This window comes from Castellaniella denitrificans (assembly GCF_042653765.1).
In the GTDB taxonomy this organism is placed as follows: Bacteria; Pseudomonadota; Gammaproteobacteria; order Burkholderiales; family Burkholderiaceae_B; genus Castellaniella; species Castellaniella denitrificans.
The window spans coordinates 565,135-592,098 of the sequence record NZ_JBHSEZ010000001.1 but is presented as its reverse complement, the minus strand read 5'-3'; the positions used below and the strand labels follow the sequence as shown (position 1 = coordinate 592,098).

The following is a 26,964-nucleotide window of genomic DNA, read 5'->3' as shown; positions in this document are numbered from 1 at the left end:
TTTTAGAGAACCTTTCGATATTATAAATGTAATTTACAGAACATACGAAAACTCCAAGAATACGCACGTCGTTTTCTGGAGTCTCCGTGTTGGATTCGTCATATTCGTACGCATTGAATTTCATGCTGGCGCTCGCGCCGGCGCTGTTGATGTCGGCGGCGGCGCTGTGGGCGTGGCGCGGCCGGGCGACGGTCGAGCGACTGTGGCGGCGGTTCAATGCGCTGACGTTCGCCGCGTTGGCCTTCGCGCTGGCCGGACTCGTCTCGCAGCTGGCGCTTGCGCATGCGCGCGGCGCGGCGGGGGCCGGCGTGGACGCCTGGCTGGCCGTGAACTCGTTCGGCGCCTGGGTCAGCCTGCTGGTGCAATTGCTGGGCGCCGCCATCGGCGTCTATTCCTCCAATCATCTCCGGGGCGAGCCGCGCCAGCCGGTCTACGTGACCGCCCTGGCCGCCGTGCTGGCCGCCGTGCACCTGCTGCTGCTCGCCAACCACTGGATCGTCCTGATCGCGGCGTGGGCCGCCATCGGGCATGCGATGCACGCGCTGCTGTGCTTCTACCGGGACCGGCCGTTCGCGCTGCTGGCCGCGCACAAGAAACGCGTGACGGACCGCGCGGCCGACCTGCTCCTGATCGCCGCCGCCCTTCTGGCCTGGTCCGGGACGGGCAGCGGATCCTTCTCCGTCCTGTGGGCGCATATCGCGGCCGGCCATGCCTCCACGGCCCTGGCCTGGAGCGGCGTCTGCCTGGCGCTGGCGGTCATTGCGCGCACGGCGCTGATGCCGGTGCACGGCTGGCTGGTCCAGGTGATGGAGGCGCCGACGCCGGTCTCGGCGCTGCTGCATGCCGGGGTGGTCAACCTGGGCGGGTACGTGCTGGTGCTGTTCGCGCCCCTGCTGGGCGTGTCGCCCGCCGCGCGCTGGCTGCTGGTGGTGTCCGGGCTGGTGTCGGCGATGGTGGCGGGGCTGGTGCTGCTGACGCGGGTCAGCCAGAAAGTGCACCTGGCCTGGTCCACGATCGCGCAGATGGGCTTCATGCTGCTGGAGTGCGGCCTGGGCCTGTACCTCTTCGCGGCCCTGCACCTGCTCGGGCATTCGCTCTACAAGGCCCATAATTTCCTGAACGCCTCCAGCGCCGTCCGGGAATGCGAGCGCAAGCTCTTCACGGGCGAGGCCCGCAATTCGGGCCTCAGCATGGCCATCGCCGTGCCCGTGGCGCTGGCGATCGTGTTCGCCCTCCAGGCGGTCCTGGGCGATGGCGCCTGGCCGTGGTGGTGGAGCGCGGTGCTGGCGCTGGCCTGGGCGCCGCTCCTGTGGGTGCCGGAAACGGAGTCGGATCGTTCCGGGGCGGTGCTCGCAAGGGCGGCGACGGCGGTGGCGATGGCCGCCTTCCTGACGCTCGCGGCCGGTGTCATCGATCATGCGCCGATCGGCGCGGACAACGATCCGCTGGCGTCCGCCGGCGTCGTCGCCCTGATCGGCATGAGCGCGATGTACTTCGGGATGGTGGCGTTCCAGCTGTGGCCGCGATCGGTCGTGGCCCTGCGCCGCTGGGTGTACGCCGGCTTCTACATGGACGAGGGCTATACCCATTGGGTGCTGCGGCTGTGGCCCGCGCGCTGGGCCGGGGCCGGCCGCGAAGCCGCGCCGGCGCCCTGGGGCCTGCGCGGAGGATCGGCCTGGGGGAGGTCCGGATCGTGAGCGCCGTCCTGCCGGCCGCGGATGAGGCCATTGCGATGGCCGCGCCCTTCGATGGCGCGGCTTTGCGCGACGCCGTCGCGCGCGCCTGTTCCGGCATCATGCCGGCCTGGCCATTGGACCAGGCGGTGGCGGTCAATCCCCATTGGCGGCGGGTCGGCGTGCCGATCCGCCGCGTGGCGGCGCGGCTGGCGGTGCTGGGCGATTTCCGGGTGTTCCCCGCCCGGGATTACATCCGGCGCGAGTGGGACGCCGGCCGGATCACGCGCGCCGATCTGGATGCCGCGCTGAAAATCCGCGCGGAGCGCGACGGCCGTGCCGTGGCGGCCGAGCGCTGCATCGCCGGGCTGGAGGCGGCGCCCCGGGTGCGCCGGGCGCCGCTGCTGGTGGACCTGCTCGACGACGCGGTGCAGAAGAACAGGCGCTGGCCGTGGCGGGAGGCCATCGTCTTCCAGATGAGCCAGGCCTGCGCGACCTACTTCGACCGCCACCAGGCCGACTGGCGGGCATCGGGCAGCCCGGACCTGTACGGCTTCTGGCGCGAGAGCATGGCCGGCGACCATGGCCTGAGCGCGCGGCTGGGGCTGCCCGGACTCATGCGGCACGTGCGCCGGCTGCCCTTGCGGGCCGAGGACGCGATGTCCTGGGCGCTGGCCGAACTGGGGCTGGACGCGCCGGTCTGGCGGGATTATTTCGAAGCCCTGCTGCTGTCGATCAATGGCTGGGCTGCGTGGTGCGCCTACGTCGGCTGGCAGAAGGTTCCCGCCGGGCAGGACGACGCCCGCCTGAGCGATCTGCTGGCCTGCCGGATCGCATGGGAGGCGGTGCTGGCATGCGCCGCGCCGCCCGCGGCGCGCGGACCGGCGGCGGCCGCGCTGGCGGCGGCCTGGCTGGATTTCCCGCGGCGGGTCGCCGAGGCCGACGCGGAGCTGGAGGTCGACGAGCTCTGGCAGGAAGCGCTGGAGATCGGCTTCCAGCGCGATTTTGCCCGGACCCTGCGCACGCCGGTGCCGGCCGATGCGGCCGCGGCGCACGAGGTCCAGGCCGTTTTCTGCATCGATACGCGCAGCGAACGCATGCGGCGCGCGCTGGAGGCCCTGTGGCCGGGCGTGCAGACGCGGGCCTGTGCGGGCTTCTTCGGGATTCCCGCGCATTACGCCCCGCTGGGAACCGACGTCCGCCGGCCACAGCTGCCGGGGCCGGCTTATCCGACGGTCGCCGTGCGGGATGTGGCGACCGCCCCCGGGGAGGTGGCGGCCGACGGGGCGCGGTCGACCCGGATCCGTGCGGCGCGCCGGCGGCGGCTGGCGCGGCTGGACCAGGGGCTGGGCGCCGTACGCTGGCCGAATGCCACCTTTTCCTTCGTCGAGGCGCTGGGCGTGGCGTATCTCGGCAAGATCGCGCATTGGATCAGGCCGCCGGCCGCTCCGCGCGTCGCGATGGAGCGCCTGGGCATGCCGGCCGCCGTGGAGGAGCGGTGCCGGCCCATGATCGTCGGGCTCGACGTCGAGCGGCGGGCCGATCTGGCCGCCGGCATCCTGCGCACGATGGGGCTCGGCGATCGGCTGGCGCCGCTGGTGATCCTGTGCGGCCATGCCGGACACAGCACCAACAACGCGCACGCCTCGACGCTGGACTGCGGCGCCTGCCACGGGCGCTCCGGCGAGGCCAACGCGCGCGCCCTGGCGCATCTGCTGAACGACCCGCGGGTACGCGCGGGCCTGCGTTCGCGCGGGCTCGACATCCCGCCCGGCACGGTCTTCATGGGCGCCTTGCACAACACGACCACCGACGAAGTGACCGGCTTCGACCTCGATCTCCTGCCGCCGGCGGCGCGGGCGCGCTGGGAAAGGATGGAGCAGATCTTCGCGCAGGCCGGCGACCGCGTTCGCCGCGAGCGCGCGCCGGCGCTGTGGATGGACGCCAGCCTGGCGCCCGAGGCGCTGCTGGCGGCGTTCCGCCGCCGGGCCAACGATGGTTCCCAGACCCGGCCGGAGTGGGGGCTCACCCGCAATGCCGCGTTCATCATCGGCCCGCGTGGCCGCAGCCGGGGCCGGGTGCTCGACCGCGTCTACCTGCACGACTACGATGCGCGGTCCGACACGGACGGTACGGTCCTCGAGGCGCTCATGACCGGACCGATGGTTGTCACCCACTGGCTGTCCTGGCAGTATCACGCCTCGACCTGCGATCCCGTGCACTACGGTTCCGGCAACAAGGTGCTGCACAACGTCGTGGACGGCCACGTCGGGGTGTTCGAGGGCAACGGCGGCGACCTGCGCATCGGCCTGCCCCGGCAGTCCCTGCACGACGGCGATGGCTGGTATCACCAGCCCGTGCGCTTGACCGTCGTGATCGACGCGCCGGCGGCCTCGATCGAAGGCGTCATCGCGCGCCATGCCGTGCTGGGCCAGTTGTGCGACAACGGCTGGATGCTGCTGTGGCGCTACGAGGGCGACGACCTGCGGCGCTACGAGCGCGGCCGCTGGCTGCCGCTGGAAGTCTGATCCCGCCCGGACGCGCGTCCGGGCGGCGCGCGGCCTAGCGCTCGGCGCGGGGAATGCCCCAGGGGTTGGCCTGGCGCAGCGCCGGCGGCAGCAGGCCGTCGGGGATGTCCTGGTAGCACACGGGGCGCAGGAAGCGCGCGATCGCCAGCGTGCCCACCGAAGTCGTGCGCGGGTCGGAAGTGGCGGGGAACGGCCCGCCGTGGACCATGGCGTCGCACACTTCGACGCCGGTCGGAAAGCCGTTGGCCAGGATGCGGCCGGCTTTCAGTTCCAGGACCGGCAGCAGCCCGGCCGCCAGGGCGTCGTCGACGCCGGTTTCCAGGTGCAGGGTGGCCGTCAACTGGCCTTCCAGCGCCCGGGCGACGGCCGCCAGTTCCTCGGGGGACGCGCAGCGCACGACCAGGGCGCTGGCGCCGAACACCTCGGCGCCCAGGCCGGCCGGGTCCGCCAGGAATGCCTCGGCCGTGGTCGCCGCCAGGCCGGCCTGGCAGGGCGCGGGGCCTTCGCCCGCCGCGCCGCGCGCCAGGGGCTCGACGCCCGCGTGGCCGTGCAGGCGTTCGACGCCTTCGCGGTAGGACCGGGCGATGCCGGCCGTCAGCATGGTGGCGGCCGGCGCGGCGCCCACGCCTTCGGCGGCCAGGCGCACGAAGCGGTCCAGGTCCGGCCCGTCCAGGCCGATGATCAGGCCCGGGTTGGTGCAGAGCTGGCCCGCGCTGCCCGTCAGCGAGGCGACGAAGCCCCGGGCGATGTCCTCGGCGCGCGCGGCCAGGGCGCCGGGCAGCAGGAACACCGGGTTGGTGCTGCTCATTTCGGCGTAGACGGGGATGGGCACGGGGCGCGTGGCGGCGGCCCGCATCAGGGCCAGACCGCCCTGGCGGGAGCCGGTGAAGCCGACCGCCTGGATCGCGGGGTGCCCGACCAGCGCCAGGCTCAGGTCGTGGCCCGCTCCGGCCAGCAGGGAAAAGACGCCTTCGTGCAGGCCGCATCGCTGGACGGCCCGGCGGATGGCGCGGCCCACCAGTTCCGAGGTGCCGGGGTGCGCCGGGTGCGCCTTGACGACGACCGGCGCGCCGGCGGCCAGGGCCGAGGCCGTGTCGCCGCCCGCCACCGAGAAGGCCAGGGGGAAGTTGCTGGCGCCGAAGACGGCCACCGGCCCCACGGGGATGTGGCGCAGGCGGATGTCGCCGCGCGGCAGCGGCGTGCGTTCGGGCAGGGCGCGGTCGACGCGGGCGCCGACCCAGTCGCCGTCGCGCACGACGCGGGCGAACAGGCGCAGCTGGTTCACGGTGCGGCCGCGCTCGCCTTCCAAGCGGGGCCGGGGCAGACCGGTCTCGCGCATGGCGCGCTCGATCAGCGCGTCGCCCAGGTCCAGGATCGATTGGGCGATGGCTTCCAGGAACGCGGCGCGCGCTTCCGGGTTGGTTTCGCGGTAGGACGCGAACGCGGCTTCGGCCAGCCGCGCCGCCCGGTCCACCTGGCCGGCGTCCGCGCCGCGCCAGGCGGGCGCCAGCGCCTCGCCCGTCGCGGGGTCGATGGCGTGGAATGCGGCGCCGGTGCCGGGGATGTCCTGGCCGCCGATCAATTGGGTACCGGTGATTTGCATGATGGGATCCTTCGTGTCAGTCGTCTGTCGGGGCCGCGCCGTCTTCGCGGCGGGCCGGGGTCGGGCGGACATCGAGCCGCAGGCCGATGTCCAGGGATTCGTCGGGCGCCAGGACCCGCAGCCCCGTGCCGGGCTGCCCGTCCGCGCTCAGGTTGACGGCGTCGCAGACGTGGGTGGCGGGCTCGACGCACAGGTAGCGTCCGGCGTTGGCGTGCAGCACCAGGTGTTCCAGCGGGCCTTCGGCGCGCAGGTCCAGGCCCGGTCCCCGGTTCCAGTCCACCCGGGCGCGGCCGTCCCAGCCGCCCAGGAACGCGGTCCAGGTCCGCGTGCCGCGCGCCCAGTCCGCGCGGCGGTTGGCCTGAGGAAAGCGCGCCAGCTCGTCTTCGTGGGTCCACTCGGTGGCGGCGCTCAGGCGCACGCCGGCCGCGGTGAAGTAGGGGTGCAGCCCCAGGCCGGCAGGCATGGGGGCGTCCGACCGGTTGCGCAGCGACAGGCGGATGCGCAGGCCGGCGGGCTCCAGCCGGATCGTCTGGCGCAGCCGCCAGGCCCAGGGCCAGCCGCCGACGCCGGCCGGATGGTCCAGGACCAGTTCGGCATGGCTGCCGCCGGCCTCCAGGACCGTCCAGGGCATCGCCTGGGCCTGTCCGTGCAAGGCGTGCGGATGGCCGGGCAGGGCTTCCAGCGCCAGCGTGCGCGATCCCCAGCGCAGCCGGGCGTCGCGCACGCGGTTGGAAAACGGCGCCAGCGGGAAGAGGCCGCCCTTGGGCCAGGCGTGGGCGGGCCAGCCCTCGATTTCGACCGGCGCCAGCCAGTCGCGCGGCCCCTCGGCCAGGTCCGTGGTCCAGCGCAGGATGCGCCCGCCGGCCGCCGGCGCGACCACGGCCCGGTGGGGGCCGTGGCGCAGGTCCAGGCGGGCCGGCCCGGCCGCGTCCATCCAGGCGGCGTACAGGGAAGCGGTTCCCGCCGGCATGCTCATGCCTCGCGGGGCGCTTCCTTGACGCGGCTGACCAGTTGCGTCGGGCTGACGAAGCGCAGGGCGATCAAGACCCACAGCAGGGTGATGGCCATGTAGATCATCGCCATCGCGTCGATCGCCTGCGGCGCGCGCACGCCGGTGGAGAACACCGCGTAGTACAGCGCCACGACCAGGGTCTGGGAATCCGGTCCCGCCGTGAAGAAGGTCAGCTCGAACATGCCGATGGTGCGCACCAGCACCAGCAGGCCCGCCGCCAGCATGCCCGGCACCAGCAGGGGCAGCAGCACGTGGCGGAAATACTGGTAGGTGTTGGCGCCGAAGATGCGCGCGGCGGATTCCAGGCCGGGATCGATCTGCTCGATGAAGGGCGTCATCACCAGGATCACGAAGGGCAGGGCGGGCACCAGGTTGGACAGGATGACGCCCGTCAGCGTGCCGCCGACGCCGATCTGGTACATCGCCGTGGCCATGGGAATGCCGTAGGTGACCGGCGGCACCATCATGGGCAGCAGGATCAGCAGCATGGCCAGGCGCTTGCCCGGAAACCGGGCGCGGGCCAGCGCGTAGGCGGCGGGCACGCCCAGCAGGATCGACAGCAGGACCGTGGCGGCGACGACTTCCAGCGTCACCACCAGGACGTGCGCCAGCTGGAAGTCGTCCCAGGCGCGGCCGTACCAGGACAGCGTGAAGCCTTCGGGCAGCGGCGTGCCGAACCAGCGCGTCGCCACCGAATTGACCACCACGGTGGCGATCATGAAGACGACGTTGAGCAGGAAGAAGCCCATGACGGTCCAGATCGTGGCGCGCCACAGCCAGCCCCAGCGCCGCGAGGGCGAGGCGGAGGCCGGCAGGCCGGTCCGGGAAGTCGTCGGGAGTGTTTGTGCGTTCATGATCGTCAACCCTTGCCGCTGGTGGCCGGCCCGCTGTAGAAAGCGCGCCGGAACGCGAAGATCGCGCAGACGATGAGCAGCTGCACGAATCCCATGACGATGGCGATGGCCGAGGCCATGCCGTAGTCGTATTGTTCGAAGGCCGCCTCGTAGGCGGCGATGGAGATCACTCGCGTCGGTCCCGCCGGAGCGCCCAGCAGGATGGCCGACGGGAACACGGCGAAGGCCTGGACGAAGGACAGCGCGGCGGCCATCGACAGCCCCGGCACCAGCAGGGGCAGGTAGATCAGGCGGAACTGGTTCCAGGGGCCCGCGCCCAGCGTGCCCGCCGCCCGGGCCAGCGTCGGGTCGATGCCCGAGATGTAGGACAGGGTCAGCAGGAAGGCGAAGGGAAAGCCGGAGATCACCAGGGAGATCAGCACGCCCCAGAAATTATGGGTCAGTCGGACCTCGTCCATGTACAGGTGCAGGCCCTGCAGGAATTGCGGGAACCAGCCCGCCGGGCCGTAGAAGGTCAGCATGCCGTCGGCGACCAGCACGGTGCCCAGGGTGATCGGAATCACCAGCAGCGTCGTGACGATGCGCTGCGAGCGGCTGTTGCGGCGCAGGGCGAAGGCGACCGGCACGGACAGGCCGACGTTGATCAGCGTGGCGGGCACGGCCAGCTTCAGCGTCACCCACAGCGTGCCCCATTGGGATGGCGTGGTGAAGAAGTGCGTGTAGTTGGCCCAGAAGCCGCCGCCTTCCAGCGGCTGCGTCGAAATGACGACGCCGTAGATGAAGGGGTAGACGAACAGGGCGAGCAGCACCAGGACGGCCGGCGCCACCAGCCAGCCGCGCCGGTCCCCCGTGGGCGCGACGGTCAGGGTGGTCGAACTCATGCGGCCTCCGCGTAGGCCAGGACCCGGTCGGCCGGGATGTGCAGCCGGATGCGGTCGCCCGGCGCGAAGGCGCCCGGCAGGCGCACGTACAGGTCGCCCAGGGCGGTGGCGACGGACAGCAGGGAATCGCGTCCGCCGAATTCCAGGGAGCGGACCGTGGCGTCGATGCTGTTGGCCTGGCCCGCCGCGGCGATCTGGAAATCGTCGGGCCGCATGGCGACGGCGACTTCCTGGCGGCCGGCCAGGTCGCCGATGGCCGTGGCGTTCAGCTGGACCTGGCTGCGTTCGATGGACACGCCGTCGTCGACCCGCCGCACGACGCGGAAGTCGACCACGTTGCGGTAGCCCATGAAGCGCGCCACGTGCAGGTTGCGCGGCCGGCCGTAGACTTCCCGGGGGGCGCCGATCTGCTGCACCGAGCCGGCGCGCATGACCACGATCCGGTCGGCCATCGACAGGGCCTCGTCCTGGTCGTGCGTGACGTAGATGGTGGCGCGTTCCAGCTGGCGGTGGATGCGGCGGATTTCCGCGCGCATCTCGATGCGCAGCTTGGCGTCCAGGTTCGACAGCGGCTCGTCCATCAGGATCACGGGCGGTTCGATGACGATGGCCCGGGCGATGGCGACGCGCTGCTGCTGGCCGCCGGACAGCTGGCCCGGCAGCTTGTGCTCGTGGCCTTCCAGCTGGACCAGGGCCAGGGCCGACTGGACGCGGCGGACGATCTCGTCCTTGCGCACGCCGCGCATCCGCAGTCCGAAGCCCACGTTCTCGCGCACCGACATGTGGGGAAACAGCGCGTAGTTCTGGAACACCATGCCGAATCCGCGCCGTTCCGGCGGCAGCACGTCGATGCGGGTATCGTCCAGCCAGATGCTGCCCTCGCTGAGCGAAGTCAGGCCCGCCAGGCAGTTCAGGGCGGTCGACTTGCCGCAGCCCGACGGTCCCAGCAGGGCGATGAACTCGCCGCGCTGGATGTCGAGGCTGAGGCCGCTCAGGGCGGCGACGGCCGAACCGGATGCCGTGTCGAACTTCCGGCCCACGGCGTCCAGACGCAGCTGTTGAAAAGAATGATTCATGATCCTTGATCCAGGGAGGTCGGGCCGCCCGCGCGCCCGGGAGGGGCAGGCGGGCGGCCGTTCACGGGAAAGCGACTGCTTACTTCTTCAGGGCGCCGATCTCGGTATCCCACTTGTGGAAGGCGTCGACCATGGCCTTGGCGTTCAGCGGCACGGCGTTCGGGCGGCGGGCGATCAGCTCGTCGTATTCCGGACGGCCGAACTTCTTGATGACTTCCTGGCTTTCGGCCGGGGCGGCGGACAGGGGCACGTCGCGGATGGCCGGACCCGGGTAGAAGTAGCCCGAGTCATAGGTCATGGCCTGCTGCTTGGGTTCGAGCATGAACTTCAGCAGCTTGAACAGGACCTGCTGCTTTTCCGCCGAGACGCCCTTGGGAATCACCATGTAGTGCGCGTCGTTGACCCAGGTGAAGTTGTCGAAGGCCTGGATCTTGAACTCGGCGGGCACCACGCCCAGCGCGCGCGGGTTGATGTCCCAGCCGGTGACGGTCACCGTCATGTCGCGGCTGCCTTCGCCCAGTTCCTTCATCACGGCCGAGGTGCCGCCGGGGTAGTAGGGCACGCAGTCGTTCAGTTCCTTCAGGAACTGCCAGGTCTTGTCCCAGCCGTTGATCGGGTCGTAGGGATCCTTGTCGCCCAGCAGGTACGGCAGGCCCATCAGGAAGGTGCGGCCCGGGCCCGAGTTCGCCGGCCGCGCGTAGATCAGCTTGTTGGGATTGGCCTTGCACCAGGCCAGCAGTTCGGCCGGGGTCTTGGGCGGATTCTGGACCTTGGCCGGGTTGTATTCCAGCAGCGGGCCGGCCGGCATGAAGGTGACCTCCAGGCCGTAGCCCTGGGCCAGTTCCTGCATGCGGGCGGGGCCGCGGGCGTACTGGTTCAGGATGCCCTTGAATTCGGCTTCGTGGTCGGGCAGCAGCTTCAGCCAGAGATCCTGCTCGATGCCGGCGGCCAGGGCGTCGGTGCCGGTCAGGACCAGGTCGATGTCCGAACGGCCGGCCTTCTGCATGGCCTTGATCTTGCCGGGCAGCTGCGGCGAGGGGGCGTTGGTGAAGGTGATGTTCGAGACCAGGTCGGGATGCTGGTCGCGGAAGGCTTCCAGGGCCTTCTGCGTCAGGGCCAGGTTGCCGGCCACGTCGACGACGTTCAGCGTGACGGGGGCGGCGTGGGCCGACAGGGCGGCGCCGGTCAGGGCCAGGGCGCCCGCCAGCGCGTGGAATCGTCCCAGTCGCGGGGACTGCTTGATGCCTTTCATGGATTGTCTCCTAGGGTGTTCGCCTGTGCGTGGAAGGAGCCGGCGGGCGGTGGCGCCCGGTCCGGCCGCGACCCATGGGGCCGGGTCGTTCTTCTCGTAAGTCATCATATAAGTTGATGGGTTCGGAGGACAACATTTTTTTGCACGGGGAGGGTCTGGAAGATGATGTGGAAAAAATAAGAAATCCATATAATCAATTGATTAATATGGATAAAAGCAAGAGCACGCCTTGCGTATCAGTATATTCCCTAGTAGTGCTGGATTTCCGGGTGAATCTACAGTCTCCATGTCATACGACAACATGCTTTCTTTCCGTCCCCGCAAGGCCTCCCATGAAACTGAAGACTGTCAAGATCACGCCCATCGCATTCAAGGATCCCCCGCTGCTGAACGCCGCCGGCATCCACGAGCCCTATGCGCTGCGCACCATCATCGAACTGGAAAGCGACACCGGCCTGACCGGCCTGGGCGAAACCTATGGCGACGCGCCCATCATCGAACTGCTGCGGGCCCTGGAACCGAGCCTGATCGGCCTGGATCCCTTCGACCTGAACGGCCTGCGCCGGCGTGTCCAGGACACCGTGGCCCGCACCCAGGTCAGCGCCAACACGGCCTATAAGCTCGCGCCCGGGACCGACCCGGCCAAGAACGTCCAGAAGCTCTATTCCGCGCTGGAAGTCGCCCTGATGGACATGCAGGCCCGCCATCTGGGCGCGCCGCTGGTCGACCTGCTGGGCGGCCGCGCGCGCGACGCGGTGCCCTTCAGCGCCTACCTGTTCTTCAAGTATGCCCACCACGTCGATCCGACCTATGCGGATGACGCCTGGGGCGAGACCCTGACGCCCGCGCAACTGGTGGCCCAGGCCGAGACCATGATCGGCCGGTATGGTTTCCAGAGCATCAAGCTCAAGGGCGGGGTGCTGGAGCCCGAACAGGAAGTCGAATGCGTCAAGGCGCTGGCGGCCCGCTTCCCGGGCATGCCGCTGCGCATCGATCCCAACGGCAACTGGTCGCTGGCCACCGCGATCGAGATGGGCAAGCGGCTGGACGGCCTGCTGGAATACTACGAGGATCCCTGCCCGACGCTGGCCGACATGGCCGCGCTGCATCGGGCGACCGGCCTGCCGCTGGCGACCAACATGGTGGTCACGGACATGGCCCAGTTCCGCGACAACGTTTCCGCCAACGGCTGCCAGATCATCCTGTCGGACCACCACTACTGGGGCGGGCTGCGGGACACGCAGCTGCTGGCGCGCATGTGCGAGGTGTTCGGCATGGGCCTGTCCATGCATTCCAATTCGCACCTGGGCATCAGCCTGATGGCCATGGCGCACGTGGCCGCCAGCGTGCCGACCCTGAGCTACGCCTGCGACACGCACTATCCTTGGCTGGATCCCGACGAGGAAGTCATCGTGGGGGGGCACCTGAGCTTCCATGACGGCGCCATCGTGCTGGGCGACGCTCCCGGCCTGGGCCTGGAAATCGACCAGGACGCCCTGGCGCGGCTGCATGAGCAGTACCTGAGCTGCGGCATCCGCTCGCGCGACGACGCCGCGCAGATGCGCAAGTACCAGCCTGGCTGGAGCGGCAAGGCGCCGCGCTTCTGATGCACGGCCGTCCCGGTCAGGTGACCGGGCCGGGGTTGAACAGCACCAGATCGTTGACGATGCCCCAGTGCTCGGTCCAGGTCTTGCGGCCGCTGGCGACCTCCAGGATGCGCTCGAACAATTCCTGGCCCAGGTCCTCGATGCCGGCCTCGCCGGTGGCGATCCGGCCGGCGTCGATGTCCATCAGGTCGTGCCAGCGGCGCGCCAGGTCCGAGCGCGTGGCGACCTTGATCACCGGGACTTCGGCCAGGCCGTAGGGCGTGCCCCGGCCGGTGGTGAAGATGTGGACGTTCATGCCGGCCGCCAGCTGCAGGGTGCCGCAGACGAAGTCGCCGGCCGGGGTGGCGGCGTACAGCAGTCCCTTGCCCTGGGCGCGTTCGCCCGGGGGCACCACGCCGCGGATGGGCGTGCTGCCGGACTTGACGATGGAGCCCATGGCCTTCTCGACGATGTTCGACAGGCCGCCGCGCTTGTTGCCGGGGGTCGTGTTGGCGCTGCGGTCCGCCTGGCCGCGCCGCAGGTAATCGTCGTACCAGGCCATTTCGCGGATCAGGTCGCGGGCGACCTCGGGTGTGGCCGCGCGCGCCGTCAGCTGGTCGATGCCGTCCCGGACTTCGGTGACCTCGGAGAACATCACGGTGGCGCCCGCGCGCACCAGCAGGTCGGCGGCGTGGCCCACCGCCGGGTTCGCCGTGGCGCCCGAAAAGGCGTCGCTGCCGCCGCACTGCACGCCCACCACCAGGTCGGAGGCCGGGCAGGTTTCCCGGCGCCGCCGGTTCAGGCGTTCCAGGTGGGTTTCCGCCATCGCCAGGATGTCGTCGATCATGCTGCCGAAGCCGACGTGCCGCTCGTCCTGCAGGCGCACCAGGTCCGGGTGCGTCTCGCCGTGGTCCTTGAAGCGCTCGGGCATGAGGCGCTCGGGCTGCAGTTTTTCACAGCCCAGGCTGACCAGCATGACTTCGCCGCCGAAGTTCGGATTCTGCGCGATGTGGCGCAGGGTCTTCACCGGGATGGAGGCGCCGGGGGCGTCGATGGCCACGCCGCAGCCGTAGCCGTGGTGCAGCGCCACGACGCCGTCCACGTTCGGATAGCGGGGCAGCAGTTCGCGGCGGATGCGGTCCAGGGCGATGTCCGCCACTCCGGCCACGCATTGCACCGTCATGGCGATGGCCAGGATGTTGCGGGTGCCCACGGAACCGTCGGCGTTGCGGTAGCCCTGGAAGGTATAGCCGGTCAGGGGCTCCAGGTCGGGGACCGGGGCCGTGCAGATGGGCAGGTCGTCCAGGGACGGCGCCGGCGGCATGCGCATCACGGCCTCGTAGACCCAGCTGCCGGCGGGCAGCGGTTTGGTCGCGTGGCCGATGACGACGCCGTAGCGCACGATGGCGCCGCCCTCGGGGATGTCGCACAGGGCGACCTTGTGGCCCTGCGGGATGGCTTCGAGCAGGGTCGGACCGTCGGCGATGCGGGCGCCCGCGGGCAGCCCCCGGTCGTTGGCGACGATGGCGACGTTGTCGCCCGCGCGCATGCGGATCATGCGGGGGACCTGGACGGTCGGTTTGGGGGAATGCACGAAGAGTCTCCTTATGATGATCTCATCATACAACTTGTGATTTCCACTGACAATCCTGCGAAGCCTGATGATCAAGACCCTTGTACTACGGTGGTAGGCTTCTGGAGTTCATTAATTGACAAGAATAATAATATGTCATCGTATGAGTTATCTCTTCGAGAATGCAGTATCATGAATTGTCCGCATCCATAGACTCCGCCCATGGCCTCCGTCCCTGCCCGCCGTTCGCGCAATCTCACCCAGAATGTCGTGGCCGCGCTGTCCGAGCGCATCCGCCACGGCGAATTCCACGTCGGCGAGAAGCTGCCGACGGAGTCCGCGCTGATGGAATCCTTCGGCGTCAGCCGGACCGTCATCCGCGAGGCGATCTCGCGCCTGCAGGCCGCCGGCCTGGTCGAGACCCGGCACGGCATCGGGACCTTCCTGCTCGAACCGCGCAACGAACAGCAGTTGCGCATCCGCACGGAAAACATCCTGACCATGCTGGACGTCCTGGCGATCCTGGAATTGCGGATCAGCCTGGAAACCGAGGCGGCGGGGCTGGCCGCGCTGCGGCGCACCGACGCCCAGGTCCAGCAATTGCGCGGCATCCTGGACGAATTCGCCGAACACGTGCGCAAGAAGACCGGCAACGCGGTGGTCTCGGACGTGGCCTTCCACCTGACGGTGGCGACGGCGACTGGCAACCGCTATTTCCACGACATCCTCAAGCAGCTGGGCAAGGCCATCATTCCCCGGACGCGCGTCGATTCGGCGGCCCTGGCGGAAGACGACCGCACCGGCTATCTCGGCCGCGTCCACGTCGAGCACGAGGACATCTACAACGCCATCGTCCGCAAGGATCCCGACGCGGCCCGCGCCGCGATGCGCACGCATCTCACCAACAGCCGGGAACGCCTGCGCCGCGCCCAGGAAGCGGCCGAGCAGGGCGCCTGAGGCCGGCCCGGCCCGCCGCCGCCATCCGTCATCCCCGCCGCAGCCCCGCGCCGGCAGCGGGGCTGCGTGGCATGCGCGGTTGGCATCTGTCCGGACTTCTCATAGATATGTCATCGTATAAGAAGGAATGATCCGGATGCCGATCGATTTTTTGGTGAAATCGCCACGTATTCCACTCCTATATCAGGGTATGTACTAGTCCGGATGGATTCCGCTTGTTCCTTGTCATCTGATGTCATATGATAACGTACGACATGAACAAGAGAGGATGGAGCGAGACGCGCCATCCCGGATCAGAGGACACCACGCATATGACGACTTGCCAGGAATTGAAGGACATCCTGAGGGACGGGCTGCTGTCGTTCCCCGTCACGGATTTCGACGCCCAGGGGGATTTCGACCCCAAGGGCTACCAGGCCCGCCTGGAATGGCTGATGCCCTACGGCGCCCGCGCCCTGTTCGCGGCCGGCGGCACGGGCGAGTATTTTTCTCTGACGCTGGATGAGTTTTCCCGGGTGGTGGACACGGCCGTGCGCACCTGCCAGGGGCACACGCCGATCCTGGCGGGGGCGGGCGGCCCGACCCGCACGGCGATCGCCTTCGCCCAGGAAGCCCAGCGCCAGGGCGCAGCCGGTATTCTGCTGATGCCGCACTACCTGACCGAGGCGCCGCAGGACGGCATCGCCGCGCACGTCAAGGAAGTCTGCCGGTCCGTCGAGATCGGCGTGGTGATCTACAACCGCGGCCAGTGCCGCCTGTCGGCCTCCGTGCTGGAACAGCTGGCCGACGAGTGCCCGAACCTGATCGGTTTCAAGGACGGCGTGGGCGACATCGAGAACATGGTCCGGGTGCGCCGCCGGCTGGGCGACCGTTTCGCCTATCTGGGCGGCCTGCCGACGGCCGAAGTCTTCGCCGAGGCTTACCGCGCTCTGGGCGTGCCGGTGTACTCTTCCGCCGTGTTCAATTTCATTCCCGCCACGGCCATGAAGTTCTACGAAGCGGTCCGGTCCGGGGATCACGAGACCACCGGCCGTCTGCTGGACACCTTCTTCCTGCCCATGCTGGAAATCCGTAATCGCAAGCAGGGGTACGCGGTCAGCGTCGTCAAGGCCGGCGCCCGCATCGTCGGGCATCCAGCCGGCCCGGTGCGCGCGCCCTTGATGGACCTGAATCCCCAGGAAGAGGCCGCGTTGCGCGAATTGATCGAGGCGCTCTGAACGAAGGACGGCGAACATGGCAGACGATACCGGCGCCGCGCGAACCTATGACCGCATCCTGCTGACCGGCGCGGCCGGCGGCCTGGGCAAGGTGCTGCGCGAGACGCTGCGGCCCTATGCGCGGGTCCTGCGGCTGTCCGACATCGCCCCGATGGCGCCGTCCGAGGGGCCCCACGAGGAGATCGTGGCTTGCGATCTGTCGGACAAGGACGCGGTGGATGCCCTCATGGAAGGCGTCGACGCGGTCGTGCACCTGGGCGGCATTTCAGTGGAACGGCCCTTCGAGGAAATCATCGAGGCGAACATACGGGGCACGTACCACATCTACGAGGCCGCACGCCGGCACGGGGCGCGCCGCATCGTGTTCGCCAGTTCCAACCACGTGATCGGCTTCTATCGGCAGGGCGTGCGGCTGGACAGCAGGTCGCCGCGCCGTCCCGATGGCTATTACGGCCTGTCCAAGTCCTTCGGCGAGGACCTGGCGTCCTTCTATCACGACCGCTATGGGATCGAGACCGTCAGCGTGCGCATCGGCTCGTCCTTTCCGGCGCCGCGCAATCGCCGGATGATGCACACCTGGCTCAGCTACCGCGACCTGACCGATCTGGTGCGGCGCGGCTTGTTCACTCCGGGCGTGGGCCACACCGTGGTCTACGGCGCCTCGGACAACCGCGACGGTTGGTGGGACAACTCCGGCGCCGCCATCCTGGGCTATGTCCCGCAGGACAGTTCCGAGCCCTTCCGTGCCGAAGTCGAGCGCCAGCCGGCGCCGCCGGCCGACGATCCCGACATGGTCTATCAGGGTGGCGCCTTCACCGCCGCCGGTCCCTATGAAAAGACGCCGCCCGCGCGGCGCGCCACGCGCTCCGCGGGCGAGGCCGAACTGGTCGTGCACCTGCGCAACCAGACGGGCGAAAGCCCGGTCTGGCACCCGGGCGAGCAGGCCCTGTACTGGATCGACGTGCAGGCCGGCGCCGTGCATCGCTGGCGCTTGCGCGACCAGCAGCACACCAGCTGGCGCGCCGGCCAGCAGATCGGCTGTATCGCCCGGCTGTGCGAAGGTGGCTGGATCGGCGCCATGGAAGACGGCATCTATCGCCTGAGCCTGGACGCCGGCCAGGTCCTGGCGACGGAGCGCTGGACGGGCGTCGATCATGCGCGGCCCGGCATGCGCTTCAACGATGGCCGCTGCGACCGTCAAGGACGCTTCTGGGTCGGCTCCATGCTGATGGACATGGCGCAGGGCGCCCCGGTCGGCGCGCTGTACCGCATGACCGGCCGCGGCGAAAGACTGCGTCTGGATCGCATGGGCGAAGACCTGATCGTGCCCAACGGCACCGCGTTCAGCCCCGACGGGCGCACGATGTACCTGTCCGATTCCCATGGGTCGCGGCAGTGCGTCTGGGCCTGCGACTACGACATCGACACCGGAGTGCCCAGCGGCCGCCGCCTGTTCATCGAAGCGCTGGCCGGCGGCCGGCCCGACGGCGCGGCCATCGATGCCGAGGGTTGCTACTGGATCTGCGGCAACGACGCGGGCATGGTGCACCGCTACACGCCCGAGGGCCGGCTGGACCGCAGCCTGCGGGTGCCGGTCGCCAAGCCCGCCATGTGCGCCTTCGGCGGCGATGGCCTGGATACCCTGTTCGTGACCTCGATCCGTCTGCCGGATGCGGCCCCGCATGCGCTGGACGGCGCGGTGTTCGCCCTGCGGCCCGGCGTCACCGGGGTCGAGGAATCCGCCTACGCCCTTTGATTCACCCGGCGGCCCGCATTTGCGGGCCGCCTTGTTTTTGCGGGCGCTTTTGCCACAGTGTCCCGCGGTCCCTGAAGCAGTGCCAAAAAGCAGTTCCAAAACACAAAACCATACTTCGAACGAAGAGAGGAAGACATGACCTACTTGAATCTGAAACGCGCGGCGCTGGCCGTCGCCGCCGGCATGCTGCTGTCCGCCGGGACGGCCCGGGCACTGGAGTTGCGCTCGGCCGACATTCATCCCGATGACTATCCCACGGTGCTGGCGGTCAAGAAGATGGGCGAGCTGATCAAGGAACGCAGCAACGGGCGGATCACCGTCAAGGTATTCTCCGGCGGCGCGCTGGGCAGCGAGAACGACTCGATCGAGCAGGTCAAGCTCGGCGCGCTGACCATGGCCCGCGTCAGCAGCGCGGCCATGCACAACATCTGCGAAGTCACCCGCGTGCCGTCCCTGCCGTTTCTGTTCACCTCGACGGAACACCTGCACAAGGTGCTCGACAGCGACATCGGCGACCAGATGCTCAAATCCTGCGAGCAAGCCGGTTTCGTCGGCCTGGCCTGGTACGACAGCGGCGCGCGTTCCATGTATTCCCCCAAGCCGGTGCGCAGCGTGGCCGACACCAAGGGCATGAAGATCAGGGTGCAGCAGTCCGACCTGTCGGTGGCCATGATCGAGGCGATCGGCGCCAATGCGACGCCCATGCCCCTGGGCGAGGTCTACACCTCGCTGAAGACCGGCCTGATCGACGCGGCAGAGAACAACTCGCCCAGCTACGAAAGCGGGCACCACTACGAAGTGGCGAAGTACTTCTCCCGCACCGAGCACACCATGACGCCCGAGATGCTGCTGTTCTCCAAGCGCCAGTGGGACAAGCTGCCCGAGGCCGATCGCAAGATCATTCTGGACGCGGCGCGCGAGTCCGTGCCCTACATGCGCCGGCTGTGGGCCGAACGCGAGAAAAAGTCCCTGGAAATCGTGCAGAAGGCGGGCGCCGAGGTGGTCGAGACCGACAAGGCCTCGTTCCAGAGCGTGATGCAGCCGGTCTACGACCGCTTCGTCACGACCGACGAGATGCGTGACCTGGTCAAGCGCATCCAGGCGGTGAAGTAAAGTGGGGCGCGCCTCCGATTCCGGCCTGGCCGGCATGGAGGCGGCCGCCGGCCGCGCCTCCGCCGCGCCGGGCAGGTGGACCCGATGGTCCGACGGCTACACGCGGGCCTGCGCCCGCCTGGCGCGCCTGTGCATGATGCTCAGCGTCGCGGGCATCATCGCCTTGCTGGCGGCCGTCCTGTTCCAGGTCTTCGGCCGTCATGTGCTCAACGACACGCCGACCTGGGCCGAAAGCCTGTCGCTGCTGCTGGTCCTGTACGTGACCATGACGGGCGCGGCCGTGGGGGTGCGTGACGGCACCCACATCGGTTTCGAGTCCCTGCTGCAGATGGTGCCCGCCGAGCCTCGCCGTGTCATGCTCGTGGCGATCCACGCGCTGGTGCTGGTCTTCGGCCTGCTCATGGCCTGGAACTGCGCCCTGTTGGCCGAATCCGTGCATGCCTACAAGATTCCCAACCTGGGCCTGTCCGAAGGCTGGAAATACATGCCGGCCACGATCGCGGGCGGATTGATCATGCTCTTTTCCGCCGAACACATCATCGCAGTCCTGCGCAACAAGAAGGTGGAACCCTCATGGCGCTGACCATTCTTTCCCTGGCCTTCACGGTCTTCCTGGTGATCGGCGTGCCGGTCGCCTTCGCGATCGGGCTGGCCTCGATCACCGCCATCGTCTACGAGGATCTGCCCATCGCCGTGGCGTTCCAGCAGATGACCTCGGGCATGAACGCCTTTTCGTTCCTGGCGATTCCATTCTTCATCTTCACGGGCGAGCTGATGCTGTATGGCGGGGTGGCCGACCGCATCGTGTCCTTTGCCAAGGCGCTGGTGGGGCATGTGCGCGGCGGCCTGGGCATGTCCAACGTGCTGGCCTGCACCCTGTTCGGCGGGGTGTCGGGCTCGCCGGTGGCCGATGTGTCGGCCATGGGGTCGGTCATGATCCCGATGATGAAGCGCGAGGGCTATCACGCGGACTATGCCGTCAACGTGACCACGCACGCCGCGCTGGTCGGCGCGCTGATGCCGACCAGCCACAACATCATCATCTACACGCTGGCGGCGGGCGGCAAGGTGTCCATCGCCGCGCTGATCGCCGCCGGGGTCGTGCCCGCCATCCTGCTGACGTTCTGCAATCTGGTGGCCGCCTATCTGGTCGCGCGCAAGCGCGGCTATCCGGCCGGCACGTTCCCGGGGTGGTCGATCGTGCTGCATTCGCTGGCGGCGGCGCTGCCCGGCATGCTGGTGATCGTGCTGATCATCGCCGGCATCCTGAGCGGCGTGTTCACGGCGACGGAATCGGCGGCCGTGGCGGCCCTGTATGCCTTGCTGCTGACCGCGCTGGTCTACCGCACCCTGAAGTGGCGGCAGTTCGTCGCGGCGGCGGCCAAGGCCGTCAAGACGACCGGCGTGGTGCTGCTGCTGATCGGGATCTCGGCGACCTTCGGCTACCTGATCGGTTTCTATGGCGTGGCCGAAAAGACCGGGGCGTTGATGGCCTCGGTCTCGGACAGTCCCTGGGCCATCTTCCTGATGGTGAACATCGCGCTGTTCGTGCTGGGTACCTTTCTCGACATGGCCGCCACGATCCTGATCTGCACGCCGATCTTTCTGCCCATCTGCATGCAGTACGGCATGGGACCGGTCCAGTTCGGGATCGTGATGCTGCTGAACTGCGCGCTGGGACTGAACACGCCCCCGGTGGGGACCACCCAGTTCATCGGCTGCGCGATCGGGCAGGTGTCGGTGGGGACGGTGATGCGCACGATCTGGCCCTTCTATGGCGCCCTGCTGGTGGCCCTGGCGCTGGTCACCTACGTGCCGGGCTTCTCCCTGTGGCTGCCCGGTCTCCTGCTGTCCTGATCTTCTTCCGGAGCTTTCCCGCATGACGTCTACCGCTGTGCTGCCGCGGCGCGCCGCCGTGGCGACCCTGCTGGCCGTGGGCGCGCTGTTCGCCGCCAACCACGTGGCGGCCCGCCTCGCCTTCGACGACCAGGCCGGCCTGCTGCTGGCCATCGTCTGCCGTTCGGGCCTGACCCTGCTGGCCCTGGCGGGGTTCGTGCTATGGCGCCAGCCGCGTCTGCGCCTGGCGCCCGGCCTGGCCAAATGGCAGATCGTGCTCGGCCTGCTGATCGCGACGCAGAGCCTGTGCCTGTACTCGGCCGTGGCCCGCATCCCGGTCGCCCTGGCGCTGCTGATCGGCAATACGTTCCCGATCCTGCTGGCCCTGCTGACCTGGGCGCTCGGCGGTTCGCCACCGACGCGGCGCGCCTGCCTGCTGATGGGACTGATCCTGTGCGGCCTGGTGCTGGTGCTGGACCTGCCGGCGTGGCTGTCGACGGCGGATTCCATGGCGCCGGCCTGGAAGGCGGGGATCGGCTTCGCCTTCATGGCCGCCTGCGTGTTCTCCGGCGGCTTGTGGATCACCGAGCATCGCCTCTCGGCCCTGCCGGGCGCGGTGCGCAGCCTCTATACCATCCTGATCGTCTTTTGCGGCATGCTGGCGGCCGGTTCGGCGGGCGTGGTGCCCGGCGGCATGGATCCGCCGGCCAGCGGCCAGGGATGGGCCGCCCTGGCCTCCCTGTCGGTCCTGTACGCCACGGCGTTCACGGTCCTGTTCGTGTTCGTGCCGCGCCTGGACATGGCGCGCAATGCGCCGGTGATGAACATCGAGCCCGTGGCCAGCCTGCTGTTCGGCTGGCTGATGCTGGATCAGGTCTTCGGCGGTTTGCAGTTGCTGGGCGGCGCCGTGGTGCTGGGCGGCATCGTGCTGCTGGCGTATTCGAAGCGGCACTGACGCAGTGCCCGCGTCGCGGCCTGCGGGCCGCTCCGATTCGGCAGGCACGGATCGTCGAGGATTGGGGCAGCTCCCCACGTCGCGGCCTGCAGGCCGCTTCGATTCGGCAGGCACGAAATAGTCCGCGGGGACTATTTCGTGTCCGGCCTCATCCCGAGTTCCTCAGCCCTGCGGCGATGCCGTTGATGGTCATGTGGATCGCGCGCTGGTCGCGCGATTCCTGCTCGTCGGCGCGGCGCGCGGAGGCGTGGCCGGAGCGCACGCGGCGCAGCAGCTCGACCTGCAGGTGGTTCAGCGGGTCGATGTAGGCGAAGCGTTCGGCCAGGGCGCTGCGCAGGGGCTCGTCGTGCGCCAGCAGGTCGTGGCCGGTGACTGTGCGGAAGGCGTCCAGCGTGGCCTGGTATTCGGCGGCGATGCGTTCGAAGATGCGCTTGCGCAGGGCCTTGTCGGGCACCAGTTCGGCGTAGGCGCGGCCGATGGCGAGGTCGGTCTTGGCCAGCACTTGCTCCATGTTGGACAGCAGCGTGCGGAAGAACGGCCAGTCCCGCGCCATGGCCCGCAGGCGTTCCAGGCGTTCCTCTGGCGACAGGGCCTGGTCGGGCCCGCCCTCGGCCAGGTAGCGCCGCAGCGCCGTGCCCATGCCGTACCAGCCGGGCAGGGGCAGGCGGCACTGGGCCCAGGAGAACGACCAGGGGATGGCGCGTAGGTCCTCGATGCGCTGCAGGGTCTTGCGCGAGGACGGGCGCGAGCCGATGTTCAGGCCGGCGATTTCGCGGATCGGCGTCGAAGCGAAGAAATAGTCCGTGAAGCCTTCCGTGCCGTAGACCAGGTCGCGGTAGGCGCGCCGGGCGGTTTCCGACATCCAGGCCATGGCCTCGCCGTAGCGGGCGGCGTGGTCGTCCTCGGCCCGGGAGGCCGGGGAGCCGGACGCCAGGCTGGCCTCCAGGGTGGCGGCGACGAACAGCTCCAGGTGCGAGCGTCCGACCTCGGCGTCCTTGTAGCGGCCCTGGATGATCTCGCCCTGTTCGGTGAGGCGGATCTGGTTGTTCACGGTGCCCGGAGGCTGCGACAGGATGGAATCGTAGCTGGGACCGCCGCCCCGGCCCACGGAGCCGCCGCGCCCGTGGAACAGGCGCAGGCGGGTGCGGTGCTTGCGGAAGACTTCGACCAGGCGCCGCTCGGCCTGGTAGAGCGACCAGTTCGAGGTCAGGTAGCCGCCGTCCTTGTTGCTGTCGGAATAGCCGAGCATGACTTCCTGGATGCCGTGCTGGGCGTGGCGCACGCGCGCGGCGACCTCGGGCAGCGACAGCCAGGCGTCCATGATGTCCGGGCCGCGCTCCAGGTCGGGGATGGTCTCGAACAGCGGCACCACCATCAGCCCGCTGTCGGGAGTGGCGTCGCTGGCCGTGGTGGGGGCGATCAGGCCGGTTTCCTGCTGCAGCACCAGGACTTCCAGCAGGTCGCTGAGGGTCTCGGTGTGGGACACGATGGTCTGGCGCAGGGCGGCGGCGCCGAAGCGGCGGCGGCAGTCCGCGGCCATGCGCAGGATGGCCAGTTCCTTGGTCGTCTCGGCCGAATATTCGATCCAGGGCGAGACCAGGGGGCGCGGCTCGCGCAGTTCCTGGCGCAGCACGCGGACGCGGTCGGCCTCGGACAGCCTGGCGTAGCGCACGGGCTTGCCGTCCAGGGTCACGTGGACATGGCGCATCAGCTCGTCGAGCACGCGCTCGTGGACGTCGGAACTTTGCCGCAAGTCCACCGTGGCCAGGTGCAGGCCGAAGATCCCGACTGCCTGGCGCAGGTGCGTCAGGCGCAGCCGCGCGACCAGGGCGCCGTGGTGCGTGTCCAGCGATTCGGCCACGATGCGCAGGTCCTCGGCCAGTTCGGCGGCCGTGCCGTAGGCCGGGGCGTCGTAGATGGTGCGCCGGGCCAGGCGCCGGCCGGTCAGGGCCCGCGCGGTGGCGGCGAGCCGGGCGTAGATGTGGATGCAGGCGCGCCGGTAGGGCTCGTCCTGGCGGTGGGGCGACGGATCCTGGCTGGCGGCGGCCAGTTCGGCCAGGGCGGGGGTGACGCGCATCAGGGACTGCGAGACCGACAGTTCGGCGCCCAGGGCGTGGACCTCGGTCAGGTAGTAGCGCAGCACATGCACGCATTGGCGCAGCAGCGCCTGTTCCAGCGTGCCTGCGTCCACGTTCGGGTTGCCGTCGCGGTCGCCGCCGATCCAACTGCCCATGTGGACGAAGGGCGGCAGCGGCGTGTTGTCCACGTCGAACACGGTGCGCGCCGGCTTGCGCAGCAGCGCTCCCATGTCCAGGTGGAGCTGGGGCAGGGTGCTGAAGAAGGTGCTGGTGTAGTAGGACAGGGCGTTGTCGATCTCGTCGAGCACGGTGAGCTTGCTCTGGCGCAGCATGCGGGTCTGCCACAGGGCGGCGATCAGCCCGGTCAGGCGTTCCCGCAGCCGGGCGGCTTCCAGCGGCGCGTGCGGCGTGTCCAGCTGGCGCAGGTGCCGGGCGATGGCCTGGTGCAGGTCCAGTGTGCTCTTGCGCTGGACTTCGGTGGGGTGCGCCGTCAGCACCGGCACGATGCAGGCCGAGGCCAGGTGCTGGCGGATGCGCGCACCGGACAGGCCGGCGGCCTGCAGCAGGTCGACGGCGTGCCGCAGGCTGCCCGGGACGGCAGGGCCTTCGGCCTGCCATTGCCGGCGCTGGCGGCGGGTCTGGTCGCGGTCCTCGGCGATGTTGGACAGGTGCAGGAAGTAGCTGAAGGCGCGCGCCACGGAATTGGCCTCGCCGTCGGCCAGGCGGCGGATCTGGCGCTCCAGCATGCGGCCGTCGCGGTCCTGGCCCTCGCGGCGGAACTTCACGGCGGCGCGGCGCAGCTTTTCGATCACGTCGTAGACGGCGCGGCCCTCGCAGTCCCGGATGACTTCCCCCAGGGTCCGGCCCAGCATCCGGATGTCTTGTCGCAGGGGGGAAATGGTTTCGTTCGGGGTTGCGGGCTTCACGGGGTCTCCATCGTCGGAATCAGGTCATGCGCGGCCTGCCCGCCCCGTGTTGCCGGACGGGAGGAACCAGGATGCTCTGAATCAGTCGGGCGGAAAGCGGGCGCTGCGGACGGCCCGAAGCCGCAGATGCATGCGGCGTGAGGACTGGTTCAGAGGATCCTTTATGATAAGCGCTTTTGCCCCTTCAGTTTCCAGGACAGCCGCCATGCCGCATTACCGTTCCCGCACTTCGACCCACGGCCGCAACATGGCCGGCGCCCGCGCCCTCTGGCGCGCCACCGGCATGAAGGACGGGGACTTCAGCAAGCCCATCATCGCCGTGGTGAATTCCTTTACCCAGTTCGTGCCGGGCCACGTGCATCTGAAGGACATGGGCCAGCTGGTCGCGCGCCAGATCGAGGCGGCCGGCGGCGTGGCCAAGGAATTCAACACCATCGCGGTGGACGACGGCATCGCCATGGGGCACGGCGGCATGCTGTATTCGCTGCCTTCGCGCGAACTGATCGCCGATTCGGTCGAATACATGGTCAACGCGCACTGCGCCGATGCCATGGTCTGCATCTCCAACTGCGACAAGATCACCCCGGGCATGCTGATGGCCGCCATGCGCCTGAACATCCCCACCGTGTTCGTGTCCGGCGGTCCGATGGAAGCCGGCAAGGTCATCGCCAAGGACGGCAAGACCGTGGTGCGCAAGCTGGACCTGGTCGACGCCATGATCGAGGCCGCCGACCCCGACATCACCGACGAGCAGGCCGAGACCGTCGAGCGCAGCGCCTGCCCGACCTGCGGGTCCTGTTCGGGCATGTTCACGGCCAATTCCATGAACTGCCTGACCGAGGCGCTGGGCCTGTCGCTGCCGGGCAACGGCACGGTGGTGGCCACGCATGCCCGGCGCAAGGGGCTGTTCGAACTGGCGGGCAGCCTGATCGTGCAGCTGTGCAAGCGCTGGTACGAGCAGGACGACGCCTCCGTCCTGCCGCGCGGCATCGCGACGTTCGAAGCCTTCAGCAACGCCATGACGCTGGACGTGGCGATGGGCGGCTCCACCAACACCGTGCTGCACCTGCTGGCCGCCGCCCAGGAGGCCGGCGTGGCCTTCACCATGGCCGACATCGACCGGATCTCGCGCCGCGTGCCCTGCCTGTGCAAGGTCGCCCCGGCCACGCCCGACTACCACATCGAGGACGTGCATCGCGCGGGCGGCATCATGGGCATCCTGGCGGAACTCGCCCGCGCGGACCTGCTGGACCTGAACGTGGGCAACGTGCATGCCGGCACCCTGGGCGAGGCCATCCGCCGCTGGGACGTGCGCGGCGAGCATGGCGCCGGCGTGGCGGACTTCTATCGCGCGGCGCCCGGCGGCGTGCCCTCCCAGACCGCGTTCAGCCAGGACCGCTACTACGAGACCCTGGACCTGGACCGCGAGGGCGGCTGCATCCGCGACCGCGCGCACGCCTATTCGCAGGACGGCGGCCTGGCCGTGCTGTACGGCAACCTGGCGCCCAACGGCTGCATCGTCAAGACGGCCGGGGTGGACGAAAGCATTCTCACCTTCACCGGCCGCGCGCGCGTCTACGAAAGCCAGGAAACCTCGGTCGCGGGCATCCTGGGCGGCGAGGTCGGCGCCGGCGACGTGGTCATCATCCGCTACGAAGGCCCCAAGGGCGGCCCTGGCATGCAGGAAATGCTGTATCCCACGTCCTACCTGAAGTCCATGGGCCTGGGCAAGTGCGCGGCCCTGCTGACGGACGGCCGCTTCTCCGGCGGCTCGTCGGGCCTGGTGATCGGCCATGCTTCGCCCGAGGCGGCCGAAGGCGGCAACATCGCCCTGGTCGAGGACGGCGACACCATCGAGATCGACATTCCCAATCGCCGCATCCACCTGGCGATCAGCGAGGAAGCTCTGGCGGCGCGCCGCGCCGCCATGGAGGCGCGCGGTCCGAAGGCCTGGAAGCCCGTGGACCGCCAGCGGGAAGTCTCCCAGGCGCTGCGGGCCTACGCGGCGCTGGCGACCTCGGCCGACCGGGGGGCGGTGCGCGACGTCGGGCAGTTGGGCTGATGCGGTCCGTGTGGCGGCGGTCCATG

19 protein-coding genes and 1 pseudogene are annotated in these 26,964 nt (G+C 69.3%); 12 read left to right on the top strand and 8 right to left on the bottom strand.

The genetic code is table 11. The annotated features are described in order from the left end of the window. The first annotated feature begins 86 nt into the window (after window positions 1-86). Entirely contained in the window at window positions 87-1,697 is a 1,611-nt protein-coding gene (locus ACFO27_RS02810) for an NADH-quinone oxidoreductase subunit L (protein ID WP_376815905.1), read from the top strand. Window positions 1,698-1,732: 35 nt separating this feature from the next. Next, window positions 1,733-4,201: a YbcC family protein gene (locus ACFO27_RS02805; protein WP_376816393.1), complete on the top strand. Its 2,469-nt coding sequence runs from the start codon at window positions 1,733-1,735 to the stop codon at window positions 4,199-4,201. 34 nt (window positions 4,202-4,235) lie between these two features. Here ACFO27_RS02805 and ACFO27_RS02800 read toward each other — a convergent pair whose 3' ends face one another. The 6 genes from ACFO27_RS02800 to ACFO27_RS02775 all read right to left on the bottom strand — a co-directional run bounded on the left by ACFO27_RS02800 (window position 4,236) and on the right by ACFO27_RS02775 (window position 10,879). Continuing rightward, window positions 4,236-5,804 (bottom strand): aldehyde dehydrogenase (NADP(+)), encoded by a 1,569-nt coding sequence (locus ACFO27_RS02800; protein ID WP_376815904.1) that lies wholly within the window; start codon window positions 5,802-5,804, stop codon window positions 4,236-4,238. Window positions 5,805-5,820: 16 nt separating this feature from the next. Further along, entirely contained in the window at window positions 5,821-6,774 is a 954-nt protein-coding gene (locus ACFO27_RS02795; RefSeq protein WP_376815903.1) for an aldose epimerase family protein, read from the bottom strand. Window positions 6,775-6,776: 2 nt separating this feature from the next. Further along, entirely contained in the window at window positions 6,777-7,670 is an 894-nt protein-coding gene (locus ACFO27_RS02790) for an ABC transporter permease (RefSeq protein WP_376815902.1), read from the bottom strand. A 5-nt stretch (window positions 7,671-7,675) separates the two neighbouring features. Continuing rightward, window positions 7,676-8,551 carry an ABC transporter permease gene (locus tag ACFO27_RS02785; RefSeq protein ID WP_376815901.1) on the bottom strand — a complete coding sequence of 292 codons (876 nt, stop codon included), beginning with the start codon at window positions 8,549-8,551 and terminating at the stop codon, window positions 7,676-7,678. Further along, on the bottom strand, window positions 8,548-9,627 hold the full coding sequence (locus ACFO27_RS02780; RefSeq protein WP_376815900.1) for an ABC transporter ATP-binding protein: 1,080 nt from the start codon (window positions 9,625-9,627) through the stop codon (window positions 8,548-8,550). Before ACFO27_RS02780 ends, ACFO27_RS02785 begins: the two co-directional genes overlap by 4 nt. Before the next feature lie 79 nt (window positions 9,628-9,706). Beyond that, on the bottom strand, window positions 9,707-10,879 hold the full coding sequence (locus ACFO27_RS02775) for an extracellular solute-binding protein (RefSeq protein WP_376815899.1): 1,173 nt from the start codon (window positions 10,877-10,879) through the stop codon (window positions 9,707-9,709). Window positions 10,880-11,211: 332 nt separating this feature from the next. On the opposite strand from ACFO27_RS02775, the gene ACFO27_RS02770 reads away from it, so the two are divergent. Then, entirely contained in the window at window positions 11,212-12,486 is a 1,275-nt protein-coding gene (locus tag ACFO27_RS02770) for a glucarate dehydratase family protein (RefSeq protein WP_376815898.1), read from the top strand. Window positions 12,487-12,502: 16 nt separating this feature from the next. On the opposite strand, the gene garD is transcribed toward ACFO27_RS02770, so the two are convergent. Further along, the gene (gene garD / locus ACFO27_RS02765) at window positions 12,503-14,023 is read right to left on the bottom strand and encodes a galactarate dehydratase (protein ID WP_376816392.1); all 1,521 of its coding nucleotides are present in this window, start codon (window positions 14,021-14,023) and stop codon (window positions 12,503-12,505) included. A gap of 237 nt (window positions 14,024-14,260) precedes the next feature. Between garD and ACFO27_RS02760 the strand changes: the two genes are divergently transcribed. The 8 genes and pseudogenes from ACFO27_RS02760 (at window position 14,261) to ACFO27_RS02725 (ending at window position 21,872) form a co-directional block, all read left to right on the top strand. Further along, a complete protein-coding gene (locus ACFO27_RS02760; protein ID WP_376815897.1) occupies window positions 14,261-14,995 on the top strand; it encodes a FadR/GntR family transcriptional regulator in 735 nt (244 codons plus the stop codon). Window positions 14,996-15,306: 311 nt separating this feature from the next. Beyond that, window positions 15,307-16,212, top strand: coding sequence for a 5-dehydro-4-deoxyglucarate dehydratase (kdgD, locus tag ACFO27_RS02755; protein ID WP_376815896.1), 906 nt, complete (start codon window positions 15,307-15,309; stop codon window positions 16,210-16,212). Between the two features lie 16 nt (window positions 16,213-16,228). Then, a pseudogene (locus ACFO27_RS02750) lies at window positions 16,229-17,047 on the top strand (NAD-dependent epimerase/dehydratase family protein); the annotation flags it as partial. 48 nt (window positions 17,048-17,095) lie between these two features. Beyond that, a complete protein-coding gene (locus tag ACFO27_RS02745) occupies window positions 17,096-17,968 on the top strand; it encodes an SMP-30/gluconolactonase/LRE family protein (RefSeq protein WP_376816391.1) in 873 nt (290 codons plus the stop codon). Window positions 17,969-18,103: 135 nt separating this feature from the next. Next, the gene (locus ACFO27_RS02740; RefSeq protein WP_376815895.1) at window positions 18,104-19,081 is read left to right on the top strand and encodes a TRAP transporter substrate-binding protein; all 978 of its coding nucleotides are present in this window, start codon (window positions 18,104-18,106) and stop codon (window positions 19,079-19,081) included. Between the two features lie 133 nt (window positions 19,082-19,214). Next, window positions 19,215-19,664 carry a TRAP transporter small permease gene (locus ACFO27_RS02735; RefSeq protein ID WP_376816390.1) on the top strand — a complete coding sequence of 150 codons (450 nt, stop codon included), beginning with the start codon at window positions 19,215-19,217 and terminating at the stop codon, window positions 19,662-19,664. Continuing rightward, on the top strand, window positions 19,655-20,938 hold the full coding sequence (locus tag ACFO27_RS02730) for a TRAP transporter large permease (protein ID WP_376815894.1): 1,284 nt from the start codon (window positions 19,655-19,657) through the stop codon (window positions 20,936-20,938). Before ACFO27_RS02735 ends, ACFO27_RS02730 begins: the two co-directional genes overlap by 10 nt. Before the next feature lie 22 nt (window positions 20,939-20,960). Further along, the gene (locus ACFO27_RS02725; RefSeq protein WP_376815893.1) at window positions 20,961-21,872 is read left to right on the top strand and encodes an EamA family transporter; all 912 of its coding nucleotides are present in this window, start codon (window positions 20,961-20,963) and stop codon (window positions 21,870-21,872) included. A 148-nt stretch (window positions 21,873-22,020) separates the two neighbouring features. Here ACFO27_RS02725 and ppc read toward each other — a convergent pair whose 3' ends face one another. After that, window positions 22,021-24,876, bottom strand: a complete 2,856-nt coding sequence (ppc, locus tag ACFO27_RS02720; RefSeq protein WP_376815892.1) for a phosphoenolpyruvate carboxylase — start codon at window positions 24,874-24,876, stop codon at window positions 22,021-22,023. A 205-nt stretch (window positions 24,877-25,081) separates the two neighbouring features. Here ppc and ilvD point away from each other — a divergent pair, with 205 nt between their 5' ends. Then, window positions 25,082-26,938, top strand: a complete 1,857-nt coding sequence (ilvD, locus tag ACFO27_RS02715; protein WP_376815891.1) for a dihydroxy-acid dehydratase — start codon at window positions 25,082-25,084, stop codon at window positions 26,936-26,938. Window positions 26,939-26,964 lie beyond the last annotated feature (26 nt).

Bases quoted from the DNA above. Each gene is read 5' to 3' on its own strand.
- ACFO27_RS02805 (WP_376816393.1), top strand. From the start codon at position 1,733: ATGGCCGCGCCCTTCGATGGCGCGGCTTTGCGCGACGCCGTCGCGCGC.
- ACFO27_RS02800 (WP_376815904.1), bottom strand. From the start codon at position 5,804: ATGCAAATCACCGGTACCCAATTGATCGGCGGCCAGGACATCCCCGGC.
- ACFO27_RS02795 (WP_376815903.1), bottom strand. From the start codon at position 6,774: ATGCCGGCGGGAACCGCTTCCCTGTACGCCGCCTGGATGGACGCGGCC.
- ACFO27_RS02790 (WP_376815902.1), bottom strand. From the start codon at position 7,670: ATGAACGCACAAACACTCCCGACGACTTCCCGGACCGGCCTGCCGGCC.
- ACFO27_RS02785 (WP_376815901.1), bottom strand. From the start codon at position 8,551: ATGAGTTCGACCACCCTGACCGTCGCGCCCACGGGGGACCGGCGCGGC.
- ACFO27_RS02780 (WP_376815900.1), bottom strand. From the start codon at position 9,627: ATGAATCATTCTTTTCAACAGCTGCGTCTGGACGCCGTGGGCCGGAAG.
- ACFO27_RS02775 (WP_376815899.1), bottom strand. From the start codon at position 10,879: ATGAAAGGCATCAAGCAGTCCCCGCGACTGGGACGATTCCACGCGCTG.
- ACFO27_RS02770 (WP_376815898.1), top strand. From the start codon at position 11,212: ATGAAACTGAAGACTGTCAAGATCACGCCCATCGCATTCAAGGATCCC.
- garD (WP_376816392.1), bottom strand. From the start codon at position 14,023: ATGATCCGCATGCGCGCGGGCGACAACGTCGCCATCGTCGCCAACGAC.
- ACFO27_RS02760 (WP_376815897.1), top strand. From the start codon at position 14,261: ATGGCCTCCGTCCCTGCCCGCCGTTCGCGCAATCTCACCCAGAATGTC.
- kdgD (WP_376815896.1), top strand. From the start codon at position 15,307: ATGACGACTTGCCAGGAATTGAAGGACATCCTGAGGGACGGGCTGCTG.
- ACFO27_RS02740 (WP_376815895.1), top strand. From the start codon at position 18,104: ATGACCTACTTGAATCTGAAACGCGCGGCGCTGGCCGTCGCCGCCGGC.
- ACFO27_RS02735 (WP_376816390.1), top strand. From the start codon at position 19,215: ATGATGCTCAGCGTCGCGGGCATCATCGCCTTGCTGGCGGCCGTCCTG.
- ACFO27_RS02730 (WP_376815894.1), top strand. From the start codon at position 19,655: ATGGCGCTGACCATTCTTTCCCTGGCCTTCACGGTCTTCCTGGTGATC.
- ACFO27_RS02725 (WP_376815893.1), top strand. From the start codon at position 20,961: ATGACGTCTACCGCTGTGCTGCCGCGGCGCGCCGCCGTGGCGACCCTG.
- ilvD (WP_376815891.1), top strand. From the start codon at position 25,082: ATGCCGCATTACCGTTCCCGCACTTCGACCCACGGCCGCAACATGGCC.